Here is a 15,728-nt window from a genome sequence, read left to right as displayed (position 1 = left end):
GCTGCAACATCGCCGCCGTAATCCCCACCACATCCTCACGCTCCGCACCCACCCGCACCATCTCATCGGAAAACACCGACGTCCACGACGGACCCAACGCGGGATCGGCCGGGCTCACCGCAGGCAGATGGCCTGCTGCCGACGTACCTGTGGTGCCGGCGGCAGTACCAGCGGCCGTGTCGGCGGTTGGGTCAGCTCCATCGGCAGGCGGTTGCCGGGTGACGCAGTGCACGATGGCCGGCCCGCCGAACGCCTTGGCCCGCCGCAGCGCCGACTCCACCGCCACCACGTCATGCCCGTCCACAGGCCCGACATAGGCGAAGCCCAGGTCGTCGAAGAGGCTGCGGGCTCGTAGCGTGTCGTGGGCGCGAGTCGCTGTGGGTGCGGGGCTACCGACCGAGCCCACACCGCGGTCGCCGGTGGCCATGGCCGGCGCATGCGGCGTCTGCACCAAGACGCCGGTCTGTGATATCACCACGGACGGGCCGCTGGTGGAGAGGATGCCGTGCCGCGCGTCACCTGCCGGCTTCGGGGCCCGTTCGAAGCTCACTGCGCCACTCTGGCGCCTGGCGCGCAGGGTGGCCAGGTGCTGGGCGAGGCCGCCCCCCGTTGCCCCGTCGCTCCGTGCGCCGCCGCTCGGTGTTCCGTCGCTCGGTGTCCCGCCGTCCAGCGCTCCGTCACTCGGTGTCCCGCCGTTCGGTGCCTCATGTCCGGGGACGTGGTCATGGAGCACGATCACCAGCGGCAGATCGCGGGCCGCAGCGATGTTGTTGAGCGCCTCCCAGGCCATACCGCCGACGAGCGCCTCGCTCCCGACGACCGCCACCACATACCGATCGCGTAGACCGCGGAGCCGATGCGCCTTGGCGAAGCCATCCGCGTACGACAGGGCCGTGCCCGCGTGTGCGGTCTCGATCACGTCGTACGGTGCCGCCTGGCGCGCTAACTCGCCGGTGGGGCCGCGGCTGCGGGCCCTGGCGGCGTCCCGGCAGCCGGTCAGCAGCTTGTGCGCGTACGACCGCTGCCCGGTGTCCCAAAGGAGCCGGTCGCGCGGCGAGTCGAAGACCCGGTGCAGGGCGATCGTCAGCTCCACCACGCCCAGTTCGGGGCCCAGTTGCCCGGCCGGCCGCGACACCGCCTGTCGCATACACACTCTGATTTCCGCGGCCAGTGCGAGGAGCCGCGATACGGGGACGGCCCGCAGCGTGTCGGGGCCGGCGAGGGTGTCGAGCAGTGGTGTCGCGGCCGGACGCGCTGGCCCGTCAGGGCGCAGGGTCAAAACGTACCTCCATCGCGGGCCGCAGCCCCAGGTCAGGCCCGGTGGACGTCTTGTCGGCCTTGATCAGGACGTTGTAGTGGTTCGGGAAGTGGCAGGAGTCGAAGCCCAGTACGGTCCCGACCAGATGGCCGTCGATGCGTACCTCATCACCGCGGTCGATGACGCCGCCCGCGGAGATCTCCACAAAGCCCAGGAACCCGACGCGGTCGATGACCGCGCCCGTGCTGGGGTCGGCGTGGTCGGTGGTGACCAGTTCGTGAATCTCCTCGCGGCGCACGCAGCGACTGGCGAACTCCGTCAACTCCATGCCTCGATCCTCCCGTTTATGGGTGAGGATCTTGACCAGGTCGCCGGTCACCGGTCGCTTCAGGCCATCTTCTGCGGGGTTCATCGAGTGCCTCCCTAGGCATCTGTTGCGGTGTTCACCGCGCGGCGGCTGTATTCCCGACAGCCCCAGCGGCCTCAGCATTCCCGGCGGCCCCCGCGGCCTCGCGGCGGTAGACCTCAGCCACCAGTTCCAGGGCGGCCAGGCCGCCCTCGCTGCGGTCCTCATTCGCGGCCACGGCCGCCGCGAAGTCCCGCAGCACGCCCACGTACTCATGCCACAGCGAGGTCTTGAAGCCGTCGTGGCCGCCGAGCATGTCGGCGCTCAGGACGGTGCCATCGGTGAGCGTCAGCTCGACGTCCTTGGTCTCTCCCGGGTAGGCCCAGTCGAGCAGCACCCGGGCGGTGGCCCCGGAGGTGGCGAGCAGTTCGACGGTGGCCTGCCGGTCGGTGCCTTGCGCGTCGCGGACGACCTTGGATTCGGTGACCGTGACGTCGCCGACGAGCTGCCGCACGGTGTCGAAGGCGTTGGGGCCGTTGTCCGCGACACAGCCTCCGCCGCACCGCTCCGGGTCCAGGTACCAGTGGTCGTCCCCGGCGTGCTCCTCGATCATCTCCAGGTAGCGCACGGTCGCGTGCTGGAGCGTGGACCCGGCCGGGATGCGGTCGATGAGGGCCAAGACGTTGTCGTTGTAACGGCGGTGGAAGGAGGTGAAGAGCACCACGTTCTTCTCGCGCGCCGCGCACACCAGTTCGCGCCCGTCCTCGACGCGGGTGGCCAACGGCTTTTCCACACACACCGCGAGCCCCGCGGCGATGAGGTCGCCACAGACCCGGGCGTGCACGTCGTTGGGCACATTGACCACGACGGCGTCGAGACCGCCGGCCGCGATCATGGCCTGGTGGTCCCGGTAGGTGGAGACCTTCCCCTCGAAGGGGGCCAGCGCCTCAGCACGCAGGTCGCACACGGCAGCCAACTCGACGCCTGGCAGCTCGTCGAACGCCTTGACATAGAAGCGGGAGATGACGCCGAGCCCGACGATCCCCACGCGCAGTGCGCCGCTCATCCGTTGACTCCAGCCGGGACCTGAAGTCCCCATTGATCGGCCACCTCGCGCAGCTCACCATAGAGCGCGGAGGTGATGGATACGCCGTCCGCACGGGCGGCGGCAGCGGTGGCGGCCTCGCGGGCCCCGGGGTAGCTCACGGGTGCGTCCGGGTCGATCGGCGGGCAGTCGAGCAGTGCCTGGAAGAGCCCGCCCGCCTGCGACAAGAAGCCCTCCACAGGACGCAGCGCGCCCGGGGCCACGACCAGGGCCAGGATGCCGATGTCGTCATCGCGCCCGGAGGGACCGCCGGTTCCCTCGTACGCCTCGGGGGTCGGGCCGAGTCCGGCGCCTGGTACCAGGGCGGCCAGCACCTCGACGAGCAGGGCGAGTCCGTACCCCTTGTACGCGCCGGTCTCCGGGCGGCCACCCAGCCAGGTGGGGAAGCCCTCGCCCCGGTCGAGCGCGTGCGGGTCGGTGACCGGCTGCCCCTGGGCGTCGGTCAGCCAGCCCTCGGGTATGGACTGGCCCGCGCGGGCGGCCTGGCGGATCTTGCCGGTGGGCACGGCCGTGGTGGACATGTCCAGGCAGTACGGGGGCAGCTCGGGCCCGGCGGGGGAAGCGATGCTCATCGGGTTGGTGCCGAGCATGGCGACCCGGCCGCCCGGCGGCCTGGCGATGCGCTGACCACCGCAGTTGGAGGCCAAGATGCCGACCATGTCGCGCTCGGCGGCCCGCAACGTGTGGTGCCCCGCACAGCCGAAGTGGGTGGCGTTGCGCACCGAGACCAGCCCGATGCCGTACTCGGCGGCGCGGTCGGCGGCCAGGTCCATCGCCTCGCTGGCGAGCCACAGGCCAAGTCCCTTGTTGCCGTCCAGGAGTACGGAGGCGCCCTTGTCGGCGAGCACCTCGGGCTGGGCGTCGGGCTCGACCCGCTTGTCGTCGAAAAGCGGCAGGTACAGCCGGGACAAATTGGTGAGCCCGTGCGAGCGCATGCCCGCGAGGTCGCCGTAGACCAGGGCCTCGGCCGCGGTGTGGGCGCGGGCGTGCGGCACTCCGCGGGCGGCGAACACCTCGGTGGCGAAGCCGACCAGGCTCTCGTACGGGACGCGCGGGTCCGGCTCGCCGGCTGCTGAGGGCGACGTCGGTGTCATGACCATCCGTTCCTGGCTAGGGCGGTGGGGCTGGTGTTGCCGGAGGGTGGGTGGGTGCCGGGCTGCTCGGTGCCCGGGGCGGCGGCGTGTGCGGTACGGGCGTGAGCGCCGGCGCGGGCGAACTGGGTGAGCAGCGAGCGCACGCCGGTGGCGAACGACTCCAGGTCCGCGAGGTCGGCGTGCTCCCCTTCGGCGTGTGCGCCGTTGGCGTCGAGGTCGCCTGGCCCGTACACGGCCGTGTACGCGCCGGGTACGCCGTGCATCCAGATGGCGTCACAGGTGCACACCCCGGCGTCGGCTGGTGCGTAACGCAGGCCCGCGTCCTCGGTGAGCAACTGCTCGGCCCACGGGTCGGAGCTGCTGAGAGCGGGCAGGCCACGCTTGAGCCAGTCGAGCGTGGTGACGGCGGCGGCCTCGCGGGCGGTGAGCGCGAAATCGGGCAGGTCGGCGAAGCGGGTGCGGAACGCGGCGAGCCCGGCCGCCAGTTCATCGGCCAGCGCCGCTTGGAGGGCGAGTCCGGCCTCGGTGGTCTGGTAGGCGAGGTTGAGCAGTAGGTGGCCGCTTCCGTACACCTTGTTGTGCAAAGTGCCGGTGTGTAGGCCGGCGACGCACACCCGGCCGCCGTCCACGCGCTCGGACAGCCGCTCCGCCAGGTGCTGGGCGAGGTAGCCGAGCAGCACGGTGGCGTTGTGTCCGCCGCCTGGCCGATCGTCGATGGAGTCCTGGCCCGCGACGGTGATCCGGGCGGTGGCCGACGCGGTGGAGCGCGGCACCAGGAGCGTTTGGGTGGGCTCGCAGAAGATGTTGAGCCGCCCGGTGTATCCGGCCTCCACCAGCGGGCGGGTGCCGAAGACACCCATGGCGCCGCCCTCTTCACCTGCGACGAGCTGGATCAGCACCCCCGTGCTCGTCCCGAGTTCCGGGGCGGTGGCCAGGGCCGCGCGCAGCCCTGCGAGCAGCGCGACGGCCGGGCCCTTGGCGTCGATGGCGCCCCGGCCGTGGAAGCGCCCCTGCGCGTAGCGCGGGGGCTCGAAACCGGCCACGGTGTCCAGGTGAACGTTGAACATGACAGTCTGCTCGGACGGCAGCTCGGGGCCGAGCCGCAGCACCATGCTGGGCTGGCACTCCAGGAAGTCCGGCATGGCGGCGGCGGCCTCGCGAACGGTAACCGGCACGCCCTCGCGGTCCAGCACCGCCGGTTCGGCCGATGCGTGGTGTACGACGGTGAAACCGAGCCCGGCCGCGGCCTCGGCGTAGGCCCGCTGGGCCTCCCACAGCTTGGGGCGCGGCCCGTCCGGGCCCACCTCAAGCGGGCCCGCGGTGGGCAGGCCGATGAGCTGGAGCAACAGCTCCCGTTCGGCGGCCAGCAACTCGACACCGGCGCCGGCCGCGCTATCAGGGCTAGCGGGGGCTGCCCCCGCGGGGCGCTCGGTGCCCGGATCGTGCGCCAAGGCGCCGCTCACACGCGCTCCCCGGCCAACTTGGCGACCAACCGCTCCAAGGCGCGGCCGTAGTCGATGAAGGCTTCCACGCCGCCCTTGCCCTCAACGGCCAGCGACTCGTGCGGGCGGACGTTGATGTGCGGCTCGATGGACCAGATGCCCGTGTAGCCCTGGTCAAGGAGGAAGCGCAGCGAGTCCTCGACCCGACAGCGGCCGTCACCGGGCAGCATGTAGTGGGCGTCGTCCGGCGTCCCGATGGCGTCCTTGATGTGGACGTGGGCGACATACGGGGCGATCTCCGGCAGCAGATCGTACGCCTCGTAGTCGTACGCGACGCCATTGCCGACGTCGAAGAGCAGCCGCAGCGCCGGGCTGTCCACCTCGTCGAGAAGCTCCCGCATCCGGGCAGCTTCGGTGCCGGCCCACCCCGCGCAGTTTTCGTGCAGCAGGACGAGCCCGGCCTCTTCGGCGCGGACGGCGAGCTTCCCCATCCGGGTCAGCACCTCCTGCCGCCAGCTCTCCTCGGAAAGACCGTCGTTGGGGTAGGACATGACGCGGATGAAGCGGGTGCCAAGGCGCGGGCAACGCTCGGCGAGGATGTCCAGCTCGCGCAGGTCCACCTCGAAGTCGCCCGTGATGGGCCGACCCCAGTTGGCGATCCGGGAGTCCACGCAGGTGACGGTGAGGTCGGCGGCGGCGAGCCGGTCCACGAGGTGTTCGAACGCGGCGTCATCGAGGTCGGCCACCGCGGCGCCATCCACGTTACGTAGCTCGATGTGGCCCCAACCGAGGGTGCTCAGCGCAGTGATCTGCTCATCGAGCGAGGCGCCTGCCTCATCGCCGATTCCGCACAGCGCGATCCCCGGCGGCAGCGCGGTCCCCGCGCTCGTCCCGGTGGCGTCAACCGACATGGATGCTCCCGTTCTTCGTGGACGTGACCTGCTCCCCCGCCTCGGCCCGGCGCTCATCGACCGCACGCTCGGCGGTGTCAGCGCTGGCGGTGACCGCACTAGCAGTGACCGCGTTGGCAGTGACCGGTTCGGCGGCGGCGGCGTGCTGCTTGGCGCTCTCCAAGAGCTCCACGACCTGGGCCTGGAGCTCGAAGTCTGAGGTGAAGTCGGCGTGCTCGGCGAAGCCCCGGTAGGCGCGCAGGAGGCAGGCGTCCAGCGCGTCGTCCTGGAAGACCTCGTGCTCCTCGGGCAGCCCGATGGGAGTCACCCGCAGCTGCGCGTAGTTGTCGTCCCCGCTGATCGGGTAGTGGCCAACGGCCTGGCCCGCGTCGAAGTCCAGCACGATGCTGCGCTCGCGCACCGGCGACACCAGGTCGGTGACGATACGGGTGGTGGCGCCCTCGTCATGGGCCAGGGTGAGTGCGGCGGTACCCATGCGGGGCACCACGCGGTCGCCGGACGTCGCATCGGTCCAGGTGGCTTCGGTGATCTTGCCGCCCCCTGCGAGCCGCAGCGCGACGCCCACCGAGTGCGGCAGTTCGACGTCGAAGGCGGTCGGGTGGCTGGGGGTGCTCAGCGAGCGGCGCAGCCGTGGCTTGCGCTGGTGCACGGTGATGCGCCGCAACTCGCCGAGGCGCCCGGAGCGCACGGTACGGCGCAGCCGGTCGGTCAGCGTGCTGTGCAACCAGGGCGCGACAACGGCGAGGCGGAGCCCGTACGCATCCCGCACGGCGCGGGTCTCGGCAACGGCCTCGCTGTCCACACCCAGCGGCTTTTCCACCAGAAACTGGCTGAAGCCCAGTTCAGCGAGGTCACGCAGCACCTCGGCGCGCTGGCCAGGTGGCGTGCACAGATGGATGACGGTGGTCTTGGGGTCGAGCCGGGCGCGTGCCTCTGCGAGCGTGGGCACGGTGGTGAGGCCGGGCACGGACTGGCCCTCCGGCAGCGGGATCAGGTCGTAGCCAAGCGGGGTTGCGGCGGCGAAAAGGGCATGCGGAGCCGCGTTTCCGAAACCGGTTCCGGCGTCCTGTCGCAGACGGCGGAGGACCGGCAGATGCAGCTCTCGTCCTGACCGTCCCAGCCCGACGAGCAGTGTGTGCAGCACCGCGAACTCCTCATGGATGCGCGAAGGGGAGCGCCCACCGTATGCCAGGTGTGACCTGCGAGTCCTTAGCAGATAACTGCCTGGAGTACGGCCAAGCGCGCACGCTCTTGCCATGGCAGGGTCTTGCGCAGGTTTCTAGCCTGAGCCCCACACAGGCTGGGCGTGGGCGGCAGTGGCACGAGGTCCACGGAGGATACGAGGTCCACGGAGGGCGAGGAGCGATATGAGCATGACCGACCAGGAGCCCAAGAAGTATGTCTTCGATCCAACCTGGGATCAGGAGACGGAGCGGCTGCGCGCCAACGAGGCCCTCTGGGACCCGGGCACCATCGAGCGCCTGGAGCGCGTTGGCGTGACCAGCGGCTGGCACGCGCTTGAGGTGGGCGCGGGTTCCGGGTCCATCGCGAGGTGGCTCGGGGAACGGGTCGGGCCCACCGGGCGGGTGCTCGCTGCCGATCTGGAGATCGGGCGCCTTGAGGCACTGCGGGCACCGCATGTAGAGGTAGCCAAGATCGATATCCGTACCGAGGAGTTGCCCGCCGCTTCCTTTGACGTCGTGCACTCACGGATGGTGGTGCAGCACCTCCAGGACCGACCGGCCGCGGTGGCCAGCATGGTTCGGGCGCTGAAGCCGGGCGGTTGGCTCTTCCTTGAGGACACCGACTCGATGACGCTGTTCCGCAGCGCCACCTCTGAGGACTTCCTCCAGGACGTGCGGGCGGCCGGCTACGAGTTGATGCGCCGCTCGGGCCATGAGCCCCGCGGCGGCCACTTCGACCTCCAGGCCGCGCTGAGCACCGGGTTGGAAGAGGTGTCGGCCGAGGGCCGTGCCGTCGTGGTCCAGGGAGGTACCTTCCAGGCCCGGCATTACCAGTTGTGGCTGGAGTTCATGAAGCCGCGCCTGGTCGCCGAGGGCATGGTCTCCGCATCACGCGTGGACGAGGCCCTTGCGCAGATGGGCGACCCCGCCCATCACTGGCTGACTCAGGTGCTCATCTCGACGTACGGCCGCAAGCCCCGGTAGGGCATCACCCATTCCCTCAGCGCCGTACGCGCATACTCCACACACCTCACGCATTCACCTACTCAACGTTTCCGTCTTTTCGCGTGTTCGCGTGTTCGCGTTTCCCTCTCTTCGCGTTTCCGCGGACTGCACGCGGCGCGGCACCCGCCGCGACCGCGTGCCGTGCGCGGCATCCACCGACCAGACAACCCCAGCGGACACCCCACCGCGTCCCTCACCCGGGTGTGAAGGCACGATTCCGCACACCCCCGCGCACCTTCGTATGACGTCGTGCAACCTCATACGACACTGCACAACCCCACGCGCCCACGCACCACCTCGCACGACACGCATCACCCCGCACAATCCGCCGCACCATCCGTACTCAGGCACCTCGCCCACCGCACCCAACACCCAACACCCAACACGCAGCACGCAGCACGCAGCACGCAGCACGCAGCACGCAGCACCAATTGCCCAACACCCAGCACCACGGCCGCATCCGTCCACACCGCTAGCCACTAGCCACTAGCCACCGATACCACCCCACACAGATTCCCGCCCGCGTACTCCGCACGCTCCTAGCACACCGGGAAGACCCACCAGAGCTCGAAGACACCATCACAGAAGGCAGCCTCCGCATGTCGCTGAACATCGCCGCGTCGCCGGACACCCGAGATCGCTTGAACGCCTATATCAAGCTCGGCAAGCTCGGGTTCTACGACTACTACCTCAGCGCATTCATCGTCTGGGCCGCGCTGCCCGGCTCGCAACTGTGGGACGGCACGACCTTTGCCGTGCTGCTCCTCTACATAGCGGGTTACGTCGGGGTGGTCGCCGCCACCGTGGCCCTGGACGATGTCACCGGCATCCGGGACGGAAGTGACGCGCATAACTATTCCCCGGAGACCGGCGCACTGCGCGATCTGACGCGAAAGCCGCTCCTCAGCGGAGCTCTGACGGTACGTCAGGCAGAGTTGTTCGGCTGGGGAGCGATGGTCTGGGGCGCCATCCTGTGGTCCATGGTGTTTGTCATCGCACCCGAGACCTCGCTATGGGTGGGGCTGTTGATGGCGGCCGTACTGATATCCAATGTCCAGTATTCGTACGGCATGAAGATCAGCTACAACTTCGGCCAGGAGCTCATCCTGGTCACCCCGGGCCTGGCGATACTCGTCCCGTACGTCCTGTTGACGGGCGAGGCCACGGGCCTGGTGATCCTGGAGACGGTGCTGTTCGGGCTGTGGAGCCTGCTGGTCTCCATCTACTCGAACATGAATGACGTGGAGGGCGACCGGCTGGCCGGGCGCCGCAACCTCGCGACGCTCACCTCGCCTTCGGCGTACCGGAAGATCATCGTCGGCGCGCATCTGCTGGAGCTGATCGCCGTGGCGGTGGCCATCGGGGTGGGCGCGGTGCCGCTGTGGTTCGTGGCGCTGATGGTGCCGCTGTGGGTGATGCGGGTGTCACAGGCGCGGGCCGGCGTCGGCCAGGGCAATCTGCTCCAGGCCCGGATGCTCGGCATCAAGCTGCACCGCTGGGGCGTTCCTGCCCTGCTGCTCGCCAATGTGCTGGCGCTGCACGTGTGACCCGCGGCGCCCGACGCGCGCACGCGCGCAGCCAACGGCTTCGACGTCGCCCCGCTTCCGCACCCGGCAGCGGGGCGACGTCCGTATCCATGGCCAGCCGTCGATGCTAGGCAGGGGCCGCGGTTCAAGGGGTGGAGCCAGCGTGTGGATTTCGGCACGGACGGGGCCCCAGCAGGGCACAGCCAGGGCCCAGCCGAAGCCCAGACAGGGCCAGCCAGGGCCGAGACAGGGCATCGGCGGCGCGGTTGGTGACCGGCCCATCCCGCCGTCCGCAGCGCTGGGCAAGCACCTCGGGTAGCTAGGCAACGCCCCGTACGCGGCGAGAGGCCGGCGAGCACCACAGCTCGACGCGCTCGACGGACACGACGCCGAAACGCCGCTCCCCCGCACATCAGACAGGGTGCGGCTGCTGGCACCGAACACGCCCCACTGCCCTTCTGTCGCGCGGTGGCCCGAGTAGCGAACGAGGGGTTTTGGATCACGTTCCGGTGACGTTCTCTACATTGTTGTGCGTTGAACTCATCTTCCCGGGAAGGGTGTTTGACGACTGTCACTCATGCTCCGTACCGGGCACGACGTCGGCATCCGAACCGCTGCGACGGGATGACGCGACCTCCCGCCGAGGACACGCGCGGCGGCCTATGGAACGGGTTGCACCGGAGCCAACGCGAGGTGCAGACTGTTCCATAGGTTCAGTGCAAGTTGTTCCATAAGTCCTCGCACGGTGCTCCCCATGGCACCGCCCGACAGGAGATATCAAAAATGCTCGACAGACTAGCGAGTCTGATCCTCCCGAGGCCAAAGAAAATCCTGTTGGCCATGCTGATCATCGTGCTCGCCGTCGGTGGGGCCTCCATGGGCCTGGCAGACAGGCTGACGATGGGGGGCTATGAGAACACCGACACCGAATCGCACAAGACCGAAAAAATCCTGGAGAAGGAGTTCGAGCAGGGCCGTCCGAACCTCTCCATCGTCGTCAGTGACCCGCGCGGTGTCGATGACCCCGAGGTCACAAAGGCCGGTCTCAAGCTGACGCAGGGCCTTGCGGACAACAAACACGTTGCGAACGTCGCGTCGTACTGGAGCATGGGCAAGGCCCCCTCGCTCAAGGGCGAGTCGGGACAGCAGGCGCTCATCAGTGGCCGCATCCTCGGTGACTTCGACGAGGTCAACGACCGGGTGCAGGACCTGGAGGACGAATACTCCGGCAAGGTCGAGGGCCTGAAGGTCGAACTGGGCGGCACCGCCCTGATGAACTTCGAGAACGTCGATCAGTCGGCCAAGGACGCCAGCAAGGCGGAGACCCTGGTCTTCCCGCTGGTCCTGGTCGTCCTCGTCATCATCTTCGGCTCGCTGGTCGCTGCGGCGCTTCCGCTGGCGGTCGCCCTGGCCACGATGCTGCTTGTCTTTGGCTTGCTGTACCTGATCACCTTCGCCTTCGATGCGAACAACCTGCTGACCAACGTCACCACGCTGCTTGGCCTTGGCCTCGCGATCGACTACAGCCTGCTGTTCATCACGCGCTACCGCGAGGAACTCCAACGCGGGTTCGACACGCACGATGCCATCCGCGCCACGATGCGCCAGGTAGGCCGCACGATCACCTTCTCCGCCGTCACGCTGGCCATCGCCCTGATGTCGCTGGTGGTCATGCCGTTCGGCATGTTCCAGTCGATCGCGGTCGGCGGCGCGGCCACCTCGCTGGTGGCGGCCTTCGGCACGTTGACCATCGTGCCCGCACTGCTGGCCTGGGCCGGGCCACGCATCGACAAGCTGCGTCTGATCCGTCGTAAGCCACGCCCGGTGGCCGAGTCGTCCGAGGGCGGCTGGCACCGCATGGCCCTGTTCGTCATGCGCAAGCCCGTCCCGCTGGTGGTCGCGGTGCTGGCGTTGATGACGCTGCTTGGCTCGCCCGTCCGCGACCTGAACCTGCGCCTGCCCGACGAGCAGATTCTGCCGAAGTCGGCTCAGTCGGCCAAGGTCGCCAAGACGGTCCAGGAGGACTTCAACAACCGCGAGGCGCAGGCGATGCAGGTCGTCGCCCGCGACATCGGCGATGTGAAGGCGCGCGACAGCGACATCACCGCGTACGCCACCAAGCTCTCCGCGCTGCCCAATGTGGCCCGAGTGGACGCGCTGACCGGCTCCTACGCCAAGGGCGAGGAAATCGCCCCGCGGACGAAGCTCTCGGAGGAAACGTACGGGACGGACTCGTCCACCTACTTCAGCGTCGTGCCCGCCGTTGACGGCCTTTCCCCCAAGGGCGAGGACATCGTCCGAGACATCCGGGACGCCGACTCCCCGTTTCCGGTGAAGGTCGGCGGCCATCCCGCGATCTCCGTGGACACCTTCGACGTCCTCACCGACAATCTGCCGCTGGCCCTGGGCATCATGGCGATCGGCGCCTACATCCTGCTCTTCTTGCTGACCGGCAGTTTGTTGCTGCCATTGATGGCCATCGTGCTCAGCGTGCTGAGCCTGAGCGCCACCTTTGGATCGCTGGTCTTCGTCTTCCAGGACGGCCACATGCAGTGGCTGGTCGGCGACTTCATCAATACCGGCGCCATCAACTGGACGGTCCCGGTCCTCGTCGGCACCCTGGGCTTCGGCCTCTCCATGGACTACGCGGTGTTCATCCTCTCCCGGGTCAAGGAGGAGTACGACCGCACCGGTGACAACGAACTGGCTGTCGCGACCGGCTTGGAACGCGTCGGCAAGGTCGTCACGTACGCGGCGATCATCCTGTCGCTGGTGTTCATCGTGATGCTGACGTCCGGCATCAGCTACATGAAGGCCCTGGGCCTCGGCGTCCCGCTCGCGATCCTCCTCGACGCCACGCTGATTCGAGGCATCCTGCTCCCCGCGTCGATGCGTCTCCTTGGCGAGAAGAGTTGGTGGGCACCGGGCCCGATGCGCAAGTTCCATGACCGGTTCGGCATCAGCGAAAGCGCCCCGCCGGTGCCGCCGTCGTCCACCGCGGACGAGGGCAACACCTCGGAGCGTGCCGTGGACCGCGTCTAAGAGACCCGCCGCGCGACCGACCCCCGTGGACGCGCGGCGTCACGGCGGAGCCCCGCCCACCGGTCGCCCGGTGGAGCGGGGCTCCGTCATGTCGGCTCCCCCTCGCTCGTGGGGAGCCTCAGCAGTCCTGCCGCACTCGCCACGGCTGTCATGCCTGTCATGCCCGCCAGCTTTGACTTAAACAGCAGTTGAAGTTCTACGGTCATCGAATGACCGAGATCCTGGTGACCGGCGCGACCGGCACCGTAGGCAGGCACATCGTCGCCGCACTGGCCGCATCGGACGCTCAACCACGGGCGCTGGTACGCGATCCGGATGCGGCGACGCTACCCGCGGGCGTACACACCGTACGGGGCGATCTGACGGACCCGGCCTCGCTGGAGGCCGCGGTGCGCGGGGTGGACAGCGTCTTTCTGCTGTGGCCGGGGCTGCCGGTGGTGGACCCGCGCGTGGTGGAGGTGATCGCCGAGCATGCGCAACAGGTGGTGTATCTGTCCACCGATGTGGCCGACCTCGCGGACGGTGAGACGGCGGCCTCGTATCACCAGGAGATCGAGCGCCAGCTCCGCCACTCGGGAGTGAGCTGGACGTTTCTACGCGCCATCGACTTCGCCGCCAACGCGCTGCGCTGGGCCGACCAGATTCGGCAGGGCGTGGTGCGCTATCCGTACGGGCGGGCCGCTAGGTCGCTGATCCACGAGCGGGACATCGCGGAGGTGGCCGTATGCGTGCTCACCGCGAGCCGCGCCGATCGAACCCAGCACGACGGGGCGAAGTACCTGCTCACGGGCCCGGAGGCGGTCACCCACAGCGAGCAGGTGCGCATCATTGGCGAGGTGATCGGGCGCCCAGTGCGGTGGGAGGAACTGCCGCCCGAGACGGCCCGTGCGGAGTTGACGGCCGCCTGGGGAAACGCGGCGTTCGTGGAGGGCCGGCTGCGGGCCTGGCAGTCGTTCGTGGACTCGCCCGAGCGGGTCACCGACACGGTGGAGCAGTTGCTCGGGCGCCCTGCACGGTCCTTCCGGTCGTGGGTCCACGACCACGCGGACGACTTCCGCTGACCGCGCTGGCCCCCTGCCCCCCTGACCGCTGCCCGCTGACCCGTGGGGGTCGGTGCTCGGACAAGGACAAGGGGCAGCAGCCGCCCGCCTTGTAGCTCACAGCGTCGGGGGGGGGGGGGGGGGGGGGGGGGCGGGCCGGGGGGGGGGGGGGGGCGGGCGCGGGGGGGGGGGCGCCCCCCCCCCCCGCCCCGCCCCCCCCCGCCCCCCGCCCCCCCCCCGCGGGGGGGGGCCGCCCCCCCCCCCCCCCCCCCACGACGCTTTTCCGGCTTCATGACGCCCTGTTGAGACCCTCTAGACCCTCAAGACCATCCAAACAGTCGAGACCAGCAAGACCGTCAAGACGGTGCGGGGCGTGAAGACGGTTGAGGAGAACCGTTACAGCGTTTGAGGCGGGTGAGAACCCGCTGCCTGCTAGCGCTGGCCAGAGAGCCAGGCGTGCACCCGGTCCACCGCCAGCTTTGACGACGCGATGGCCGCCTCGCTGCTCGGGCGCAGATACAGCCAGTCGCCCGCGTACTCGATCGGCCGCGGGGACCGGCGGACAAACCGGCCACGGAGGTTGAGCGCGGCCGGCGGCGCGGCGGGAAGGCCGTTGGGCCAGCGGACGACGTGGTGCCCCACGTACGCGGAGCGTAGGCCGTCGATGAAGTGGGTGCTTTCGTCCAACGCCCGCTCCAGCACCTCCTCGTCCGGCAGGTTGAACACCTCGTGCACCCGGCGCGGCGAGACCAGCAGCGTGACCAGGCCGCGGCCCGCCGGCACGCGCTCGGGGCACTTGTTGTGTTCGATGGTGCAGCCGGAGAAGAGCGAATCCTCGTCCGGGCCAAGGACGACCGCGTACGAACGCGGGCTGTTCGGGTCGCGGCGCGGCTCCAGCGGGCGGTCGAGGCGAACCGCAACGCGCATCATCGTGGTGAAGGTGGACGCCTCGATGAACGGCCGCTCGTCCTGCGGCAGCCCGGGATAGATCGCGGGGATCTCCGGGGACGGCTGGGTGAGGACCGCGGCGCGCGCCGACAGGTCGGTGCCATCGGCGAAGTGGATACGTACCCCGTCGCCCTCGCGCTCCACCCGCTCCACAGGCCGCGACAGGTGCACCTTCACCTTCTCGGCCAACTGGCGGGCCATGGTGTCCTGGCCGTCGCGGTAGGTCTGCCAGCGGACGATGCCCCTGGTGCCCTGCACGATGGCAAGCAGCGGTGCCACTGAGCTGGTTTCGGGCTGCCAACCGAAGGCGGTGTGCGCGATCGGGCCGAGACTGCGCTCGACCATCTCACGGCCGTAGCGCTCACCGAACTCGGCGAGCGTCATGGTGCCGTACTTCGAGTTCTCGGGCCATTCCGGATCGACCTGGCCGGACGGCAGGATGCCGCCCAGCGTCGAGCGCAACGACTGGACGCGCCCGGCGACGGACATGCCCGCACCGAACAGCATCCCCTTGGGGTGCCCCACCCATGGGTGGTTACGGCCCTGGTCCCACAATCCCACTGGGTGCTGGATCTGGTGGATCTGGTTGCTTCGATCCAGGCCCAGTTCCTTGATGAACTCCCAGGTGGCCGGGTAGCCGTAGGGGGAGATCGTCTCCGACCCATGGTCGGTGGTGTAGCCGTCAATACGGCTGGAGCGCATCCGCCCCCCGGGCGCGTCCTCGGACTCGAACACCTCCACCCGGTGGCCCTCTTGCGTCAGCCGGTACGCGGTGGTCAGCCCGGCGATCCCGGCGCCAATCACAGCTATGTCGATGTCAGCCACTC

The 15,728-nt window shown here is 69.4% G+C and carries 12 protein-coding genes; 4 read left to right on the top strand and 8 right to left on the bottom strand.

Annotated elements, in window-relative coordinates:
• The 7 genes from FHS42_RS36260 to FHS42_RS19370 form a co-directional block, all read right to left on the bottom strand.
• The coding region (locus tag FHS42_RS36260) for a 1-deoxy-D-xylulose-5-phosphate synthase N-terminal domain-containing protein (RefSeq protein WP_281392798.1) at positions 1-1,279 on the bottom strand (1,279 nt) is incomplete at its 3' end.
• Positions 1,263-1,670, bottom strand: coding sequence for a DUF6917 domain-containing protein (locus tag FHS42_RS19395; RefSeq protein WP_184573520.1), 408 nt, complete (start codon positions 1,668-1,670; stop codon positions 1,263-1,265). The genes FHS42_RS36260 and FHS42_RS19395, both read right to left, overlap by 17 nt.
• Before the next feature lie 31 nt (positions 1,671-1,701).
• On the bottom strand, positions 1,702-2,670 hold the full coding sequence (locus tag FHS42_RS19390; protein ID WP_184573519.1) for a Gfo/Idh/MocA family protein: 969 nt from the start codon (positions 2,668-2,670) through the stop codon (positions 1,702-1,704).
• Positions 2,667-3,803 carry an Ldh family oxidoreductase gene (locus FHS42_RS19385; protein WP_184573518.1) on the bottom strand — a complete coding sequence of 379 codons (1,137 nt, stop codon included), beginning with the start codon at positions 3,801-3,803 and terminating at the stop codon, positions 2,667-2,669. The genes FHS42_RS19390 and FHS42_RS19385 overlap by 4 nt, the downstream gene beginning before the upstream one ends.
• Positions 3,800-5,266 (bottom strand): M20/M25/M40 family metallo-hydrolase, encoded by a 1,467-nt coding sequence (locus FHS42_RS19380; RefSeq protein ID WP_312866945.1) that lies wholly within the window; start codon positions 5,264-5,266, stop codon positions 3,800-3,802. The genes FHS42_RS19385 and FHS42_RS19380 overlap by 4 nt, the downstream gene beginning before the upstream one ends.
• The gene (locus FHS42_RS19375; protein WP_184573517.1) at positions 5,263-6,156 is read right to left on the bottom strand and encodes a sugar phosphate isomerase/epimerase family protein; all 894 of its coding nucleotides are present in this window, start codon (positions 6,154-6,156) and stop codon (positions 5,263-5,265) included. The genes FHS42_RS19380 and FHS42_RS19375 overlap by 4 nt, the downstream gene beginning before the upstream one ends.
• Positions 6,146-7,300, bottom strand: a complete 1,155-nt coding sequence (locus tag FHS42_RS19370) for a Gfo/Idh/MocA family oxidoreductase (RefSeq protein ID WP_184573516.1) — start codon at positions 7,298-7,300, stop codon at positions 6,146-6,148. The genes FHS42_RS19375 and FHS42_RS19370 overlap by 11 nt, the downstream gene beginning before the upstream one ends.
• Before the next feature lie 229 nt (positions 7,301-7,529).
• On the opposite strand from FHS42_RS19370, the gene FHS42_RS19365 reads away from it, so the two are divergent.
• The 4 genes from FHS42_RS19365 to FHS42_RS19350 all read left to right on the top strand — a co-directional run bounded on the left by FHS42_RS19365 (position 7,530) and on the right by FHS42_RS19350 (position 13,974).
• Positions 7,530-8,324 carry a class I SAM-dependent methyltransferase gene (locus FHS42_RS19365; protein ID WP_246494969.1) on the top strand — a complete coding sequence of 265 codons (795 nt, stop codon included), beginning with the start codon at positions 7,530-7,532 and terminating at the stop codon, positions 8,322-8,324.
• 620 nt (positions 8,325-8,944) lie between these two features.
• A complete protein-coding gene (locus FHS42_RS19360) occupies positions 8,945-9,892 on the top strand; it encodes a UbiA family prenyltransferase (protein WP_184573514.1) in 948 nt (315 codons plus the stop codon).
• A 762-nt stretch (positions 9,893-10,654) separates the two neighbouring features.
• Positions 10,655-12,913: an MMPL family transporter gene (locus FHS42_RS19355; RefSeq protein ID WP_184573512.1), complete on the top strand. Its 2,259-nt coding sequence runs from the start codon at positions 10,655-10,657 to the stop codon at positions 12,911-12,913.
• A gap of 209 nt (positions 12,914-13,122) precedes the next feature.
• Positions 13,123-13,974, top strand: coding sequence for an NmrA family NAD(P)-binding protein (locus tag FHS42_RS19350; RefSeq protein ID WP_184573510.1), 852 nt, complete (start codon positions 13,123-13,125; stop codon positions 13,972-13,974).
• Between the two features lie 411 nt (positions 13,975-14,385).
• Here the strand turns inward: FHS42_RS19350 and FHS42_RS19345 are convergent, their stop codons facing one another.
• Positions 14,386-15,726 (bottom strand): protoporphyrinogen/coproporphyrinogen oxidase, encoded by a 1,341-nt coding sequence (locus FHS42_RS19345; protein WP_184573508.1) that lies wholly within the window; start codon positions 15,724-15,726, stop codon positions 14,386-14,388.
• Between the last annotated feature and the right edge of the window lie 2 nt (positions 15,727-15,728).

The organism is Streptomyces zagrosensis, from assembly GCF_014203645.1.
Classification (GTDB): Bacteria; Actinomycetota; Actinomycetes; order Streptomycetales; family Streptomycetaceae; genus Streptomyces; species Streptomyces zagrosensis.
The sequence above is the reverse complement of the archived record's forward strand: the minus strand, read 5'-3'. Positions and strand labels throughout refer to the sequence as shown.

What these genes read in the sequence shown, in the direction of transcription:
- FHS42_RS19360 (WP_184573514.1), top strand. Translation starts at nt 8,945, where the DNA reads ATGTCGCTGAACATCGCCGCGTCGCCGGACACCCGAGATCGCTTGAAC.
- FHS42_RS19385 (WP_184573518.1), bottom strand. Translation starts at nt 3,803, where the DNA reads ATGACACCGACGTCGCCCTCAGCAGCCGGCGAGCCGGACCCGCGCGTC.
- FHS42_RS19390 (WP_184573519.1), bottom strand. Translation starts at nt 2,670, where the DNA reads ATGAGCGGCGCACTGCGCGTGGGGATCGTCGGGCTCGGCGTCATCTCC.
- FHS42_RS19355 (WP_184573512.1), top strand. Translation starts at nt 10,655, where the DNA reads ATGCTCGACAGACTAGCGAGTCTGATCCTCCCGAGGCCAAAGAAAATC.
- FHS42_RS19375 (WP_184573517.1), bottom strand. Translation starts at nt 6,156, where the DNA reads ATGTCGGTTGACGCCACCGGGACGAGCGCGGGGACCGCGCTGCCGCCG.
- FHS42_RS19365 (WP_246494969.1), top strand. Translation starts at nt 7,530, where the DNA reads ATGACCGACCAGGAGCCCAAGAAGTATGTCTTCGATCCAACCTGGGAT.
- FHS42_RS19350 (WP_184573510.1), top strand. Translation starts at nt 13,123, where the DNA reads ATGACCGAGATCCTGGTGACCGGCGCGACCGGCACCGTAGGCAGGCAC.
- FHS42_RS19395 (WP_184573520.1), bottom strand. Translation starts at nt 1,670, where the DNA reads ATGAACCCCGCAGAAGATGGCCTGAAGCGACCGGTGACCGGCGACCTG.